The organism is Pseudomonas sp. H1_F01, from assembly GCF_054681425.1.
The window spans coordinates 5,567,565-5,584,143 of the sequence record NZ_CP162823.1 but is presented as its reverse complement, the minus strand read 5'-3'; the positions used below and the strand labels follow the sequence as shown (position 1 = coordinate 5,584,143).

Genomic DNA, 16,579 nt, shown 5'->3' with positions numbered 1-16,579 from the left:
AGTGTTCGAACAGGGTGAAGCGCCATGGATGGCCTGTTATTAGAGTAGTGCTGTTATCTACAGATGCTGGCCGTGGCGGGCCATGATGTGGCGCACCACGCTGTAGTCCTGGAGCGAATCGCTGGATAGGTCTTTGCCGTAGCCCGAACGTTTCAGGCCGCCGTGGGGCATTTCGCTGACCAGCATGAAATGGCTGTTGATCCAGGTGCAGCCGTATTGCAGCCGCGCCGCCACTTGCATGGCCTTGTCGAGGTTCTGGGTCCATACCGAAGAAGCCAGGCCGTATTCGGAATCGTTGGCCCAGTCCACCGCCTGGCTGAGTTCGTCGAAGCGGGTCACGGTGACGACCGGGCCGAACACTTCGCGCTGGACGATTTCATCGCTTTGCTTGCAGCCGGCCAGCAGCGTGGGTTGGTAGTAGAAACCGGCGCCGGAATGCACCGCCGCGCCGGTAATGCGTTCGATGTGTGGCTGGCCGAGGGCGCGCTCGACAAAACTGGCGACCCGGTCGCGCTGGCGGGTGCTGATCAGCGGGCCGATCTCATTGTCGGCGTCGCGCTTGCCGGCAAAGCGCAGGCTGCTGACCGCCGCGCCGAGTTCGGCCACCAGGCGGTCGTGAATCGCGCCTTGGGCGTAGATCCGACACGCCGCCGTGCAATCCTGCCCGGCGTTGTAATAACCATAGGTGCGCACGCCTTCGACCACGGCCTGGATGTCGGCGTCGTTGCACACGATCACCGGCGCCTTGCCGCCCAGTTCCAGGTGCGTGCGCTTGAGGGTTTTCGCCGCTGCCTGGAGGATCTTCTGCCCGGTGACGATATCGCCGGTCAACGAGACCATGCGCACTTTGGGATGGCTGACCAGATGGCTGCCCACACCTTCGCCGCCCCCGCAGAGGATGTTGATCACGCCCCGTGGCAGGATCTGGGCCAGTGTCGGCGCCAGGGCCAGGATCGACAGCGGTGTGTGTTCCGACGGCTTGAACACCAGCGTATTACCGGCAGCCAGGGCCGGGGCGATTTTCCACGCGGCCATCATGATCGGGTAATTCCACGGTGCAATGGACGCCACCACGCCAATCGGGTCGCGGCGCACCATGCTGGTGTAGCCGGGCAGGTATTCGCCACTGAGCTGGCCGGTCTGGCAGCGCACGGCGCCAGCGAAGAAACGGAATACATCCACCGTCGCACTGAGGTCGTCCTGGCGCGCCAGGTGCAGCGGCTTGCCGCAGTTCAGGGATTCGAGGCGGGCCAGCTCATCGGCGTTCTTTTCGATGGCGCTGGCGATGTCCAGTAGCAGGTTAGAGCGTTGTTGCGGTGTGGTGCGCGACCAGCCGTCGAAGGCCTGGTGGGCGGCGAGGATCGCGGCTTCGACCTGCTCGGTACTGGCCTCGGCGATGTGAGCCACCACTTCGCCAGTGGCCGGGTTGAGGATCGGCTCGACAATGCCTTCACCGGGAACCAGTTCCCCGTCGATCAGCAACGCGGTGCACAACGGGGTTTGCGTACCAGCCATTTTTATAGGTCTCAGTTGAAACAAAGAACCTGTGGGAGCGAGCTTGCTCGCGATAGCGGTTTGTCAGTCGAATCTATGTTGCCTGACCCACCGCTATCGCGAGCAAGCTCGCTCCCACAGGAAAGAGGCGTGCAGTCAGATTAGTGCTCAGATCCGAGGCCGACAAATTCGAAATACTCAAGGCTGCGTTCGATTAAATAGATGGCTTTCGTCCGCCATGGGGTTGTTCCCGGGCGACGGCCAGGAACGGGTCGACCGACGCCGGTCGCGCCGTGCCCCGGCGCCAGGCCAGGCCGACGTCGAGGGTCTGGTTGAGGTCGGCAATCGGTCGCGCTTCGATGATGTCGCCTTCCAGCGACCAAGGGCGGTAGGTCATGTCCGGCTGGATCGACACCCCCAAGCCTGCCGCCACCAGGCTGCGCACCGCTTCGGTCGAGGCGGTGCGCAGGGTGACCCTGGGTTGCAGACCGGCACCGCGCCACAGGCGCTGGGCGTTGCGGTCCATTTCATCGACGTTCAGCTGGATCAGCGGCTCGCGGGCCACGTCGGCCAGGTTGATGCTGTCGTGTTCCAGCAGCGGGTGCTGCGCTGGCAGCCACAAACGGTGTGGTGAATGCGTCAGCACTTCGGTCTGCAAGGCGTGGCGGTCTTCCAGGTTGGACAGGATCAACACCCCGACGTCGATTTCGCCGCTGACCAGCAAATGCTCGATATACGGCCGCTCGTCCTCCATCACCCGGATCTCCACGTTGGGATAGGCGCGCTGGAAACGGGTCAGCAGGTCCGCCAGGTAATAGCCGGCGACTAGGCTGGTGACGCCGATGGTGACCTGGCCGGCGACCTGGTCGGTGCTCTGTTGCAGGCTGCGCTTGGCGTTGTCGACGGTGGCCAGGATCAAATGGGCCTGGCGCAGGAATTGATGACCCTGATGGGTCAGGGTCATGCCCTTGGCGTGGCGGTTGAACAGGCTGACGCCGATTTCCTGCTCCAGTTGCTGGATGGCCAGGGTCAAGGTCGACTGGGAAATGAACGCCGTTTGCGCAGCGGCAGAGATGGAGCCGGTTTCGGCCACGGCGATGAAATGGCGGATCTGGCGCAGGGTCATCATGGTCGAATATCCGGTGGGCGGTTTTATCGATGTGCTGGAGTGTATATCGTTTTTTTAGAATGAAAGGGGAGTGTGTCTTGGAATGAGCCAGGCAACATCTGGAAGCAATCTCGCCAACGGCGCCGGGGCACTTTCGATCTAGGCTGGTGGCCTTACGTTGACACGAAATGTGGAGACAACAAATGAACACCCGTGGATTGCTCGATCAGCTTCTCAAGTCCGGCCAGGAAATGTTGCAGAACAAGGCTGGCGGGTCCCAAGGCAAGTCCTCCGGCGGTCTGGGCGGTCTGGGCGGTTTGCTCGGTGGCTCCGGCAACCTTGGCGGGATGCTTTCCGGTGCGGGCGGCGGCGCTCTGGCCGCCGGGGCCATGGGCCTGTTGCTGGGCAACAAGAAAGCCCGCAGCTTCGGTGGCAAGGCCCTGGCCTATGGTGGTCTCGCGGCCTTGGGCGTGATCGCCTACAAGGCCTACGGCAATTGGCAGGCCCAGCAAGGCACCGCGCCGAAAACCGAACCGCAGACCCTCGACCGCGTGCCCCCGGCGCAGGTCGAGCAGCACAGCCAGGCGATCCTCAAGGCGCTGGTGGCGGCGGCCAAGGCCGACGGCCATGTGGACGAGCGCGAGCGGCAGTTGATCGAAGGCGAATTCACCAAGCTCGACAACGACCAGGAACTGCAACACTGGCTGCACGCCGAACTCAACAAGCCCCTGGACCCCACCGACGTCGCCCGCGCTGCCAGCACCCCGGAAATGGCGGCGGAAATGTACATCGCCAGCGTGATGCTGGTGGACGAGGAAAACTTCATGGAGAAGTCCTACCTCGATGAACTGGCGCGCCAACTCAAGCTGGAGCCGGGGCTGAAGGTGGAGTTGGAGAAACAGGTGCGCCAGGCGACTGTATAGATCAGTCCCACCTCATTCCCTGTGGGAGCGAGCTTGCTCGCGATGGGGTTCGGTCAGTCACAGCCGCGTGGTCTGACACGCCGCTATCGCGAGCAAGCTCGCTCCCACGGGGGCATTGCTCATCTTGAGAAAACTACGAGCCTCGCCTTCGTCAAAAATCCCCTCAAACCGCCATACAGGCCCGGTGCCGCCCTCGGCTATACTCCCCAGCATTTCAAATGCCCGAGGTTTTACCGTGAAGAATTGGACATTGCGCCAACGCATCCTGGCGAGTTTTGCAGTGATCATCGCCATCATGCTGTTGATGGTGGTTGTCTCGTATTCACGGTTGTTGAAGATCGAGGACAGTGAAGAAAACGTCCGGGTCGATGCGGTGCCAGGGGTGTATTACAGCTCCATGATTCGCGGTGGCTGGGTTGACAGCTACGTCTTGACCCAACAAATCGTCGGCCTTTCGGGCAACCGGGAAATCACCGCTGAGGATAAGGCCCGCTACCAGGGCTTCGAGCAGCACCTGCGCGAAGAGATGCAGAACTATCAAAAACTGATCCAGAACCCCGCCGACCAAGCCTCTTTCGACGAGTTCGAGGCCAATCACCTGGCGTTCAACCAGGCTATGGCAAAGGTCCTGGACTTGTACCAGCGCAAGGACTACGAAGGGGCGCGGCAGGCTTTGGACAAAGAGCTGACGCCAGAATGGATCGGCGGCCGCGGGCATTTGAATCACATCATCGAGCGCAATCGTGAGCTGGCGGAAAACGCCACCCAGACCATCGGCGATGCGGTAACGGCGGCCAAGGTCGCCATGGGCCTGTCGTTCCTGGTCGCGTTGATCGTCGCCGTACTCTGTGGCCTGCTGTTGATGCGGGCGATCATGGGACCGATGAACCGCATCGTCGAGATCCTCGAGATCATGCGCAGCGGCGACCTGAGCGGGCGCCTGAACCTGGCGCGCAAAGACGAATTCGGTGCAGTGGAAACCGGCTTCAACGACATGATGGCCGAGCTGACCTCACTGGTGTCCCAGGCCCAACGCTCCTCCGTGCAGGTCACCACCTCGGTGACCGAGATCGCCGCCACCTCGCGCCAGCAACAGGCCACGGCCACCGAAACCGCCGCCACCACCACCGAGATCGGCGCGACGTCCCGGGAAATCGCCGCCACCTCCCGAGACCTGGTGCGCACCATGACCGAAGTGTCCACCGCCGCCGACCAGGCTTCGGTGGCCGCCGGCTCCGGTCAGCAAGGCCTGGCGCGCATGGAGGAAACCATGCATTCGGTGATGGGCGCCGCCGACCTGGTGAACGCCAAGCTGGCGATCCTCAACGAGAAGGCCGGCAACATCAACCAGGTGGTGGTGACCATCGTCAAAGTGGCCGACCAGACCAACCTGTTGTCCCTCAACGCGGCCATCGAGGCCGAAAAGGCCGGCGAGTACGGTCGTGGTTTCGCCGTTGTCGCCACTGAAGTACGACGCTTGGCTGACCAGACCGCCGTAGCGACCTATGACATCGAGCAGATGGTGCGCGAGATTCAGTCCGCGGTATCGGCCGGGGTGATGGGCATGGACAAGTTTTCCGAAGAAGTGCGTCGAGGCATGGCCGAAGTGCAACAGGTGGGTGAGCAACTGTCGCAGATCATCCATCAGGTCCAGGCCCTGGCGCCGCGGGTGTTGATGGTCAACGAAGGCATGCAGGCCCAGGCCACCGGTGCCGAGCAGATCAACCACGCCTTGGTGCAACTGGGCGATGCCAGCAGCCAGACCGTGGATTCCCTGCGCCAGGCCAGTTCCGCCATCGACGAGCTGAGCCAGGTAGCCGTAGGGCTGCGCAGCGGCGTCTCGCGTTTCAAAGTCTGATGGGCGAACTCGAGACCCGGCGTGGCGCCGCACCGACGGCCCGCCAGTCGTTGTTCCTGGTGTTCTGCATCGGCAACGAACGTTACGCCCTGCAGGCCATCGATGTGGTGGAGGTGCTGCCGCGCCTGCCCCTCAAGCCGATTGCCCGGGCGCCGTCCTGGGTGGCGGGGGTGTTTGCCTGGCGTGGCACGGTGGTGCCGGTGATCGACCTGTGCGCCTTGACCTTTGGCCAGAGCGCACAGGCCCGGACCAGTACGCGACTGGTGCTGGTGCGCTATCAGGGCGACGCGCAACAAACGGGACAGGTGCTGGGCCTGATCCTGGAACAGGCGACCGACACCGTGCGCTGTGACCCGGCCGATTTCAAACCCTATGGTCTGGACAACCGGCAGGCGCCGTACCTCGGCCCGGTGCGCGAAGATGCCCACGGGTTGCTGCAATGGGTGCGCGTCAATGACCTGCTCGATGAATCCGTTCGGGCGCTGCTGTTTCCTGCGCCGCCGCTGAACCTCGACGACCTCGAGGCAACGCCATGAACAACGACCAGCGTTTTTTCGATTTTCTCAAGGAGCGCATCGGCCTGGATGTGACCTCCGTCGGCACCGCGATCATTGAGCGGGCCGTGCGCCAACGCATCATTGCCGTGCCCGGGCGAACCGCCGATGAGTACTGGCAAGGCCTGCAGCATTCGGCCCAGGAGCAGCAAGCGCTGATCGAAGCGGTGATCGTCCCGGAGACCTGGTTCTTCCGCTACCCCGAATCCTTCGCGACCCTCGCCAGGCTGGCCGTCAAGCGCCTGGCCGAGATCAAGCACCTGCGCGCGCTGCGTATCCTCAGCTTGCCGTGTTCCACCGGCGAAGAACCTTATTCGATTGCCATGGCCTTGCTCGACGCAGGCCTGGGGCCACATCAGTTCAAGGTGGACGGCCTGGACGTCAGCCCGCTGTCGGTGGCGCGGGCCAAGGAAGCGCGTTACGGCAGGAATTCCTTCCGTGGCGCGGAGCTGGGTTTTCGCGAGCGTTACTTCGACGCCGAAGACGAGGGCTACCGCCTCAGCGAGCGGGTGCGCGAACAGGTGCGTTTGCAAGTGGGCAACCTGCTGGATCCGGCTTTGTTGGCGAACGAGGCACCTTACGACTTTGTGTTCTGTCGCAACCTGTTGATCTATTTCGACCAGCCGACCCAGCAGCAGGTGTTCGAGGTGCTCAAGCGCCTGACCCATCAGGACGGTGTGCTGTTTATCGGCCCCGCCGAGGGCAGCTTGCTCGGCCGACTGGGCATGCGCTCGATCGGGGTCGCCCAATCGTTCGCCTTCAGCCGCCAGGGGGCACCCGAGCCGCAACCGTTACCGGCCTTGATGCCGACCCCGCTGCCGGTTCGTCAGCCTCCGCCCCGTGTCGTTGCGCCGGTGATTCGGCCGCGACCGTTTGCGGCGAGCGTGACGCCGATTGTCGAGCCCAAAAGCAGCGCCGCCGCGACCTTGCTGGCCAATATCGCTGCCCTGGCCAACGGTGGTAAAAGCGCCGAGGCCCGCGTGGCTTGCGAAGCCTACTTGCGCAGCCACGCGCCAAACGCCCAGGTGTTCTATTGGTTGGGCCTGCTCAGCGACATGGCTGGCAGCGCGCTTGAAGCCCAGGGTTTTTATCGCAAGGCGCTTTATCTTGAACCGCAACACGCCGAGGCCCTGGTGCATCTGGCGGCGCTGCTGGCTTCCCAGGGAGACGCGGCCGGAGCCCGTCGATTGCAGGAACGCGCCGCCCGTAGCGGGCGCGCGGCAGACAGTGAGCACAAACGATGAGCGGTTCGGCTTCTTATACCGTCACCCATGACGATGCCCAGGCTATCGACGACTGCTGGAATCGCATCGGGGTGCATGGCGACAAATCCTGTCCTTTGCTGGTCGAGCATATCCATTGCCGCAATTGCTCGGTGTATTCGGCGGCCGCCACCCGGCTGCTCGACCGTTATGCCTTGCCGCAGGATCAGCGGGATCTGTCCCTTGCCCCCGCGGACACCGATGTGGTCACGCGCTCGCTGCTGATGTTCCGCCTCGGCGAGGAATGGCTGGGCCTGACGACGCGCAGCCTGGTGGAAGTGGCACCATTGCAGCCGATCCATTCCTTGCCCCACCAGCGCTCGCGGGCCTTGTTGGGCGTGGCGAATGTACGCGGGGCGCTGGTGGCCTGCCTGTCGCTGGTGGAGCTGTTGGACCTGGAGCCCGGCGCGGCGGTGGTTTCCGGCGCACGGGTGATGCCGCGCATGTTGATTGTCGCGGCCAAGGGCGGGCCGGTGGTGGTGCCGGTGGATGAGGTGGACGGCATCCACGCCATCGATGAGCGCATCCTGGCGAGCGCTTCGCAATCGACGGGCAAGTACACCCGTGGTGTGCTGCCCTTCAAGGGCCGCAGCCTGCGCTGGCTGGATGAAGAACAACTGCTGTCCGCCGTGGCTCGGAGCCTGTCATGACCCCTGATCAGATGCGCGACGCCTCGTTGCTGGAGCTGTTCAGCCTGGAAGCCGAAGCCCAGGTCCAGGTGTTGAGTGCCGGCCTGCTGGCCCTGGAGCGCGATCCGACCCAGGTCGATTACCTGGAGTCGTGCATGCGCGCGGCGCATTCCCTCAAGGGTGCGGCACGCATAGTCGGGGTGGACGCCGGGGTTAGCGTGGCCCATGTGATGGAAGATTGCCTGGTCAGCGCCCAGGAGCGGCGCCTGGTGCTGGGCGCTGAACACATCGATGCCTTGCTGCAAGGTACTGACCTGCTGACGCGCATCGCCACCCCGGGCAACGGCGTCGGCGCCCCGGACATCGACGCCTATGTGGCGTTGATGGGGCGTCTGCTTGATCCCAACGCGCCACAGGCCCCGGCAGTGGTCTTACCAAGCGTCGAGACACCGGTCGAGCCGCTACGCATCGAGCTGCCGGAAGTGGAACCGCTCCCGGCAACGGAGCCGGCCCCCAAGCGCAAACGGGTCACCGAAGGCGGCGAGCGGGTCTTGCGGGTCACGGCCGAACGCCTCAACAGCTTGCTCGATCTGTCGAGCAAGTCCCTGGTGGAGACCCAGCGCCTCAAGCCCTGGCTGGCGACGATGCAGCGGCTCAAGCGCCAGCAAAGCAGCGGTTTGCGCGCCCTTGAAGAGCTGAACGTGCACCTCAAGGACCATGCCCTGAGCCTGCAAGCCCAGGAAGCCCTTGGCGATGCTCGCCGTTTGCTCGCCGAAACCCAGCAATTGCTGGCGCAGAAAACCGCCGAGCTGGATGAATTCGCCTGGCAGGCCAGTCAGCGGGCGCAGGTGCTGTATGACACGGCGCTGGCCTGTCGCATGCGCCCGTTCGCCGATGTGCTTTCGGGTCAGGCACGCATGGTCCGTGACCTGGGCCGCAGCCTGGGCAAACAGGTGCGCCTGGAGATTGAAGGCGAGAAGACCCAGGTCGACCGCGATGTGCTGGAAAAGCTCGAAGCGCCGCTGACGCATTTGCTGCGCAATGCCGTGGACCATGGCATCGAATCCCCGGAGCAGCGAATACTGGCCGGCAAGCCCGCCGAAGGCCTGATCCGCCTGCGGGCTTCCCATCAGGCTGGCCTGTTGGTGCTGGAACTGGCGGACGACGGCGCCGGGGTGGACCTGGATCGGGTACGCCGCAGCATCGTCGAGCGTGGCCTTTCCCCTGAGCAAACCGCCGCCAGCCTCAGCGAGGAGGAACTGCTGACCTTCCTGTTCCTGCCCGGTTTCAGCCTGCGCGACAAAGTCACCGAAGTGTCCGGGCGCGGCGTCGGCCTGGACGCGGTCCAGCACATGGTCCGGCAGTTGCGCGGCGCGGTGGTGCTGGAGCAGACGGCGGGCGAGGGCAGTCGTTTCCATCTTGAGGTGCCGCTGACGCTGTCGGTGGTGCGCAGCCTGGTGGTGGAAGTCGGCGATGAAGCGTACGCCTTTCCCCTGGCCCACATCGAACGCATGTGCGACCTGGCGCCGGAGGACATCGTCCAGGTCGAAGGCCGCCAGCATTTCTGGCACGAGGGCCGGCATATCGGGCTGGTCGCCGCCAGCCAATTGCTCAATCGCCCGGCGACGAAAGGCAGCAGCCAGACCCTCAAGGTCGTGGTGATCCGCGAGCGCGAAACGATCTACGGCGTGGCGGTGGAGCGCTTCATTGGCGAGCGGACCCTGGTGGTCCTGCCCCTGGACGAACGCCTGGGCAAGGTCCAGGACATTTCCGCCGGGGCCTTGCTCGACGATGGCTCAGTGGTGTTGATTGTCGATGTCGAAGACCTGTTGCGTTCGGTGGACAAGTTGCTCGATACCGGACGCCTGGAGCGCATCGCCCGGCAGAACCAGGCCCAGGCCCCGCGCAAGCGGATCCTGGTGGTGGACGATTCCCTGACTGTGCGCGAGCTGCAGCGCAAGTTGTTGCTCAATCGCGGCTACGACGTGGCGGTGGCGGTGGATGGCATGGACGGTTGGAACGCCTTGCGCTCGGAGGATTTCGACTTGCTGATCACCGACATCGACATGCCGCGCATGGACGGTATTGAACTGGTGTCGCTGTTGCGGCGTGACAACCGACTGCAATCGCTGCCGGTGATGGTGGTGTCCTACAAGGACCGCGAAGAGGATCGCCGCCGTGGCCTGGACGCTGGCGCCGACTATTATCTGGCCAAGGCGAGTTTCCACGACGACGCCTTGCTCGACGCCGTGGTTGAATTGATCGGAGGGGCACGCGCTTGAAGATCGCCATCGTCAATGACATGCCCCTGGCGGTCGAAGCCCTGCGCCGCGCCCTGGCGTTCGAGCCGGCGCATCAACTGGTCTGGGTGGCGGTCAATGGGGCCGAGGCGGTGCAGCGCTGCGCCGAATACACCCCGGACCTGATCCTCATGGACTTGTTCATGCCGATCATGGATGGCGTGGAGGCCACCCGAAGGATCATGGCCGACAGTCCCTGCGCTGTTGTGATCGTCACCGGTGACAGCCAGCAGAACGTCCACCGGGTGTTCGAGGCCATGGGCCATGGCGCGCTGGATGTGGTCGATACCCCGGCCCTGGGCGTCGGTAACCCGGCAGATGCGGCGGCGCCGTTGCTGCGCAAGATCACCAACATCGGCTGGCTGATCGGTGAGCGCAACAAGCGTGAACGACCGGTGCCGACGACGCAGCGTGCGGCAGTGTCGCGCAAGAGCCTGGTGGCCATCGGGTCGTCGGCGGGCGGTCCGGCGGCGCTGGAGGTGCTGCTCAAGGCGCTGCCGCGTAACTTTGCCCCGGCCATCGTGCTGGTCCAGCATGTGGACGAGGTGTTTGCCGCGGGCATGGCCGAGTGGCTGGGCAGTGTCTCGGGCCACACGGTGCGCCTGGCCCGGCACGGCGAGACGCCGCAGAGCGGCACGGTGTTGCTGGCCGGGACCAACCATCATCTGCGTTTGTTGAAGGACGGTACCCTGGCCTACACCGCCGAGCCGGTGAACGAGATCTACCGGCCCTCCATCGACGTGTTTTTTGAAAGTGTCGCCCAGTACTGGAGCGGTGACGCGGTGGGCGTATTGCTCACCGGCATGGGTCGCGACGGTGCACAAGGGCTTAAGCTCATGCGCGAACAGGGCTATGTGACCATCGCCCAGGACCAGCGCAGCAGTGCGGTGTACGGGATGCCCAAAGCGGCGGCCGCCATCGACGCCGCCGCCCATATTCTCGCCCTGGACGCTATCGCGCCTCGGCTGTTGGAGATTTTTACCCCATGAAGAACCCCGCCAGTGTTGCCCCAGGGCGTACTCAGGTAAGCCACCATGAATGATCTGCAGCTAGACGATTTCAAGCGCGATGAGAACGCGGCCATGGTCTTGCTCATCGACGATCAGGCGATGATCGGCGAGGCGGTGCGGCGCGGGCTATCGAACGAAGACAACATCGACTTCCATTTCTGCTCCGATCCTCACCAGGCCATCGCCCATGCGGTTCGCATCAAGCCGACGGTGATTCTCCAGGACCTGGTGATGCCCGGCCTGGATGGCCTGAGCCTGGTGCGCGAGTACCGTAACCATCCGGCCACCCGCGATATCCCGATCATTGTCCTGTCCACCAAGGAGGACCCGCTGGTCAAGAGCGCGGCGTTCGCCGCCGGGGCCAACGACTACCTGGTCAAGTTGCCGGACAACATCGAGCTGGTGGCGCGCATCCGCTATCACTCGCGTTCCTACATGATGCTTTTGCAACGCGACGCGGCCTATCGGGCACTGCGGGTCAGCCAGCAGCAACTGCTCGACACCAACCTGGTGCTGCAACGCTTGATGAACTCCGACGGCCTGACCGGGTTGTCCAATCGTCGCCACTTCGACGAATACCTGGAGTTGGAATGGCGCAGGGCGATGCGCGACCAGAGCCAGCTGTCGCTGCTGATGATCGATGTGGACTACTTCAAGGCCTACAACGACAACTTCGGCCATTTGGAAGGCGACGAAGCGCTGCGCAAGGTCGCCACGGCGATCCGCGAGGCGTGCAGCCGTCCATCCGACTTGCCGGCCCGTTACGGCGGCGAGGAGTTCGCCCTGGTCCTGCCCGGCACCTCGCCGGGCGGCGCCCGGCTGATGGCCGAGAAACTGCGCCAGGGCGTCGTCGCCCTGAAAATCCCCCACACCACGCCCGACGGCGGCGAAAACCTGACCGTCAGCATCGGCGTCTCGACCTTCATCCCCCAGCAGGGTAGCGATTGCCGGCAATTGATCTCGGCGGCGGACAAGGGGCTGTACCTGGCCAAGCACAATGGGCGTAATCGGGTGGGGGTTGAATAAATCCCTGCTTGGCGAAGAGGCTTTTTGTGGTGAGGGGGATTGTGCAGATCAATCCCTGAACCTCATTACCCCTAAAGCCGCCAGGCGGGCTGCCGCTGGCGCTTGATTACGTTATACTCGCCGGCTTTCAAAAGTTCGCCAACGAGTGCTGCCCGCCATGGAAATCAACCCGATCCTTAACACCATCAAGGACCTGTCCGAGCGCTCCGAAACTATTCGGGGGTATCTTTGACTACGATCAAAAGCATGAGCGTCTGACCGAAGTCAATCGCGAGCTTGAAGATCCGAATGTCTGGAACAACCCTTCGTACGCCCAGGAACTGGGCCGCGAGCGTTCTGCGCTGGCGCAGATCGTCGAGACCCTGGACGAGTTGTCCAGCGGCCTGGCCGATTGCCGCGACCTGCTGGACATGGCTGTCGAAGAGAACGATGAGGGCGCGGTCGGCGATGTCGTCGCCGAGCTGACACGCCTCGACGAGAACCTCGCCAAGCTGGAATTCCGTCGCATGTTCAGCGGCGAGATGGACATGAACAACGCCTACCTGGACATCCAGGCCGGCTCCGGCGGCACCGAAGCCCAGGACTGGGCCAACATCCTGCTGCGCATGTACCTGCGCTGGGCTGACAAACGCGGTTTCGACGCCACCATCATGGAACTGTCGGCCGGTGAAGTCGCCGGGATCAAGGGCGCCACCGTGCACATCAAGGGCGAATACGCCTTTGGCTGGCTGCGGACCGAGATCGGCGTGCACCGCCTGGTGCGCAAGAGCCCGTTCGACTCCGGTAACCGCCGCCACACCTCGTTCTCGGCCGTATTCGTTTCGCCGGAAATCGATGACAACATCGAGATCGAGATCAACCCGGCGGACTTGCGCATCGACACCTACCGTTCCTCCGGGGCCGGTGGTCAGCACGTTAACACCACCGACTCGGCCGTACGGATTACCCACGTACCGACCAACACCGTGGTCAGCTGCCAGAACGAGCGTTCCCAGCACGCCAACAAAGACACCGCGATGAAGATGCTCCGGGCTCGCCTGTACGAGCAGGAAGTGCAGAAGCGCAACGCGGCGTCCCAGGCGCTGGAAGACACCAAGTCGGACATCGGCTGGGGTCACCAGATCCGTTCGTACGTGCTTGATGCCTCGCGGATCAAGGATCTGCGGACCAGCATCGAACGCAGCGATTGCGACAAGGTGCTCGATGGCGATATCGATGAATACCTGATCGCCAGCCTCAAACAAGGGCTGTAACGCGACACCCATGCGGCGGGCAGGCATGCTTCCATCAAGGAGCATGACTCGCCCGCAAACTCCGGCCCGGGGCCGGGGGCAACGAACCTGTGATGGAATCCTTAAAGACATGAGCGACCTAGAACTCGACCCGCAAGCCCTGCAACAGGAAGAAAACTCCCTGATCGCCCTGCGCAAGGAAAAGCTTGCTGCCGAGCGCGCCAAGGGCCAGGCCTTCCCCAACGACTTCCGCCGCGACGCCTACTGCGACGTCTTGCAGAAGCAGTATGCGGACAAGACCAAGGAAGAGCTGGCCGAGGCGGCGATTCCAGTCAAGGTGGCCGGTCGTATCGTGCTCGATCGTGGTTCGTTCATGGTGATCCAGGACATGACCGGGCGCCTCCAGGTCTACGTCAACCGCAAGACCCTGCCGGAAGAAACCCTGGCCGCCGTCAAGACCTGGGACCTGGGCGACATCATTGCCGCCGAAGGCACCCTGGCCCGTTCCGGCAAGGGCGACCTGTACGTCGAGATGACCAGCGTGCGCCTGCTGACCAAGTCCCTGCGCCCGCTGCCGGACAAGCACCACGGCCTGACCGACACCGAGCAGCGCTATCGCCAGCGCTACGTCGACCTGATCGTCAACGAAGACGTGCGCCAGACGTTCCGCGTGCGCTCGCAAGTCATCGCCCACATCCGCAGCTTCCTGATGAAGCGTGACTTCCTGGAAGTCGAGACGCCGATGCTGCAGACCATCCCTGGCGGTGCGGCGGCCAAGCCGTTCGAAACCCACCACAACGCCCTGGACATGGAAATGTTCCTGCGTATCGCGCCGGAGCTGTACCTCAAGCGTCTGGTTGTGGGTGGCTTCGAAAAGGTCTTCGAGATCAACCGCAACTTCCGTAACGAAGGTGTTTCGACCCGGCACAACCCCGAGTTCACCATGCTCGAGTTCTACCAGGCCTACGCCGACTACGAAGACAACATGGACCTGACCGAGGAACTGTTCCGCGAGCTGGCCCAGCTTGTTCTCGGGACGACCGACGTGCCGTACGGCGACAAGGTGTTCCACTTCGGCGAGCCGTTCGTGCGCCTGTCGGTGTTCGACTCGATCCTCAAGTACAACCCTGAACTGACTGCCGATGATCTGAACGACATCGAAAAGGCTCGCGCCATCGCCAAGAAGGCCGGTGCCAAGGTGCTCGGCTTCGAAGGTCTGGGCAAGCTGCAAGTGATGATTTTCGAAGAGCTGGTCGAGCACAAGCTGGAGCAGCCGCACTTCATCACCCAGTACCCGTTCGAAGTGTCGCCGCTGGCCCGTCGTAACGACGAGAACCCAAGCGTGACCGACCGTTTCGAGCTGTTCATCGGTGGCCGTGAAATCGCCAACGCCTATTCCGAGCTCAACGATGCAGAAGACCAGGCCGAGCGTTTCATGGCCCAGGTGGCTGACAAGGACGCCGGCGACGACGAAGCCATGCACTACGATGCCGACTTCGTGCGTGCCCTGGAGTACGGCATGCCGCCGACCGCTGGCGAAGGCATCGGCATCGATCGCCTGGTGATGTTGTTGACCAACTCACCGTCGATCCGGGACGTGATTCTCTTCCCGCACATGCGGCCTCAAGCGTAAGTGCTTCAACTAAAAAGCCGCCTGGAAGGGCGGCTTTTTATTGCCTGTCTGGTACAAACGTATCAATTGGTTACTTTTTCAAAGAGCGAGGAAGACCTGTCGTGAATCGTGCAATGGCTTCAGAAGGTGCAGCGGGCGTCGCCACGGCTGTCGCTGAAAGTGTTCAGTACCAGGGCCGCAAGGCCAGCCGACAGGGCAGTGAGCAGCGTCGCCAGGAGATTCTCGACGCGGCCATGCGCATTGTGGTGCGCGACGGCGTGCGAGCCGTGCGTCACCGCGCCGTGGCCGCCGAAGCGGGCGTGCCGCTGTCGGCCACCACGTATTATTTCAAGGACATCGATGACTTGCTCACCGATACCTTCGCCCAGTATGTGGAACGCAGCGCGGCGTTCATGGCCAAGCTGTGGACCAACAACGAAGGCCTGCTGCGGGAAATGGTCGCTTACGGTGACGGCAGCGCCCAATCGCGCTCGCAGCTGGCGGACGACATTGCCCGGATGACCGCCGACTACGTGCAACACCAATTGGACAGTCGCCGTGAATACCTGATGGCCGAACAGGCCTTCCGCCAGGAAGCGCTGCTCAACCCGCGCCTGGCGGTGTTGGTGCGTTCCCACCAGCAGATTTTGCTGCACGGCACCTGTCAGTTTTTCCAGGTATTGGGCTCCCGTGAGCCGCAACAGGATGCCAAAGTGTTGACGGCGATTATCGGACGGATGGAATATCAGGGCTTGCTCAATGGCGCCGAGCCGGTAGCCGATGAAGATATGCTCGGCATCCTGACCCGCTACATGCACCTGGTACTGGCGTCGGTGTAACCCCTTATGGGAGTGGGCTATGTGGGAGCAAAGCTTGCTCGCGATGAACGATAACGCGGTCTCTCGATAGACCGAGGTGTCTTCATCGCGAGCAAGCTTTGCTCCCACACACACCTGCTCCCATATGTAAGGACGAGGCGCTGTGCCATAGGGAGTTCAAATGAAAGCCTGGCGTGCCGTTGTACTGGCCGTGTCGTTGCTGCTGCTCAGTGGTTGTCTGGTGTCGTTCAAGGCGCCGTTGCCTGACAGCGAAGCGGCGCCCGAGGGCCTGCTCGGTCACTGGACCAGCACCAATGCCTGGGGCGAACCGTTGAACCTGGAGCTGACGAAGGTCGGCAAGCACCGCTACCAGGCCATCAGCTACTTCAGGGCCAGGCCCCATGAGCGCGAAGCCATCCCGCTGACCGTTTCCCGTCATGGCAGCCGCTGGTACGTGTCAGCCAAGGTGCCGGCCCGGTTTGGCGGCCATTATTTGATCGCCGGTTTCGAGTTGACCGACAAGCAAGAATTGGTGGTCTACAACCTGGACCTGGATCAGATCAACCAGGCCATCGCCCAGAAACGCCTCAGCGGCCAGCCGAACCAGAGCGAGGAAGGCGATGGCGTGCTAGTGGACAGCGACATGAACAAGGTTTTCAGTTACCTCGACGACCCGGCCAATTCCGATGTGTTCTCGGAGGCCGTGCGCTACCAGCGGCTGGTCAAATCCCAATAACAGCAACAAGCGGACGT

General features: G+C 63.1%; 14 protein-coding genes. 12 read left to right on the top strand and 2 right to left on the bottom strand.

Annotated features, from left to right (window positions below; translation table 11 throughout):
• Positions 1-57: 57 nt before the first annotated feature.
• Positions 58-1,515, bottom strand: coding sequence for a gamma-aminobutyraldehyde dehydrogenase (locus tag AB4O09_RS25305; protein ID WP_003198130.1), 1,458 nt, complete (start codon positions 1,513-1,515; stop codon positions 58-60).
• Between the two features lie 193 nt (positions 1,516-1,708).
• Positions 1,709-2,623, bottom strand: coding sequence for a LysR family transcriptional regulator (locus tag AB4O09_RS25300; RefSeq protein WP_003198132.1), 915 nt, complete (start codon positions 2,621-2,623; stop codon positions 1,709-1,711).
• Positions 2,624-2,805: 182 nt separating this feature from the next.
• Between AB4O09_RS25300 and AB4O09_RS25295 the strand changes: the two genes are divergently transcribed.
• From AB4O09_RS25295 to AB4O09_RS25240, 12 genes are all read left to right on the top strand, one after another.
• Entirely contained in the window at positions 2,806-3,525 is a 720-nt protein-coding gene (locus AB4O09_RS25295; RefSeq protein ID WP_038857043.1) for a tellurite resistance TerB family protein, read from the top strand.
• A 235-nt stretch (positions 3,526-3,760) separates the two neighbouring features.
• The gene (locus AB4O09_RS25290; RefSeq protein WP_003198136.1) at positions 3,761-5,383 is read left to right on the top strand and encodes a methyl-accepting chemotaxis protein; all 1,623 of its coding nucleotides are present in this window, start codon (positions 3,761-3,763) and stop codon (positions 5,381-5,383) included.
• Positions 5,383-5,919, top strand: a complete 537-nt coding sequence (locus tag AB4O09_RS25285; RefSeq protein ID WP_003198139.1) for a chemotaxis protein CheW — start codon at positions 5,383-5,385, stop codon at positions 5,917-5,919. Before AB4O09_RS25290 ends, AB4O09_RS25285 begins: the two co-directional genes overlap by 1 nt.
• A complete protein-coding gene (locus AB4O09_RS25280) occupies positions 5,916-7,181 on the top strand; it encodes a CheR family methyltransferase (RefSeq protein ID WP_053161930.1) in 1,266 nt (421 codons plus the stop codon). The genes AB4O09_RS25285 and AB4O09_RS25280 overlap by 4 nt, the downstream gene beginning before the upstream one ends.
• Positions 7,178-7,849, top strand: a complete 672-nt coding sequence (locus AB4O09_RS25275; RefSeq protein WP_003198143.1) for a chemotaxis protein CheW — start codon at positions 7,178-7,180, stop codon at positions 7,847-7,849. Before AB4O09_RS25280 ends, AB4O09_RS25275 begins: the two co-directional genes overlap by 4 nt.
• Positions 7,846-10,110: a response regulator gene (locus tag AB4O09_RS25270; RefSeq protein WP_460107587.1), complete on the top strand. Its 2,265-nt coding sequence runs from the start codon at positions 7,846-7,848 to the stop codon at positions 10,108-10,110. Before AB4O09_RS25275 ends, AB4O09_RS25270 begins: the two co-directional genes overlap by 4 nt.
• Positions 10,107-11,117 (top strand): chemotaxis response regulator protein-glutamate methylesterase, encoded by a 1,011-nt coding sequence (gene cheB, locus AB4O09_RS25265; protein ID WP_038859495.1) that lies wholly within the window; start codon positions 10,107-10,109, stop codon positions 11,115-11,117. Before AB4O09_RS25270 ends, cheB begins: the two co-directional genes overlap by 4 nt.
• A 45-nt stretch (positions 11,118-11,162) precedes the next feature.
• Positions 11,163-12,164: a diguanylate cyclase domain-containing protein gene (locus AB4O09_RS25260; protein ID WP_003198149.1), complete on the top strand. Its 1,002-nt coding sequence runs from the start codon at positions 11,163-11,165 to the stop codon at positions 12,162-12,164.
• 157 nt (positions 12,165-12,321) lie between these two features.
• Positions 12,322-13,417 (top strand): peptide chain release factor 2 gene (gene prfB / locus AB4O09_RS25255; RefSeq protein WP_095963568.1). Its coding sequence is split into 2 segments (ribosomal slippage): positions 12,322-12,393 and positions 12,395-13,417, totalling 1,095 coding nucleotides; the frame shifts between segments, so codons are not numbered across the junction.
• 109 nt (positions 13,418-13,526) lie between these two features.
• Positions 13,527-15,029 carry a lysine--tRNA ligase gene (gene lysS / locus AB4O09_RS25250; RefSeq protein WP_003198151.1) on the top strand — a complete coding sequence of 501 codons (1,503 nt, stop codon included), beginning with the start codon at positions 13,527-13,529 and terminating at the stop codon, positions 15,027-15,029.
• Positions 15,030-15,130: 101 nt separating this feature from the next.
• Positions 15,131-15,847 (top strand): TetR/AcrR family transcriptional regulator, encoded by a 717-nt coding sequence (locus AB4O09_RS25245; protein WP_003198153.1) that lies wholly within the window; start codon positions 15,131-15,133, stop codon positions 15,845-15,847.
• 160 nt (positions 15,848-16,007) lie between these two features.
• The gene (locus tag AB4O09_RS25240; protein WP_003198156.1) at positions 16,008-16,562 is read left to right on the top strand and encodes a hypothetical protein; all 555 of its coding nucleotides are present in this window, start codon (positions 16,008-16,010) and stop codon (positions 16,560-16,562) included.
• Positions 16,563-16,579: the final 17 nt, after the last annotated feature.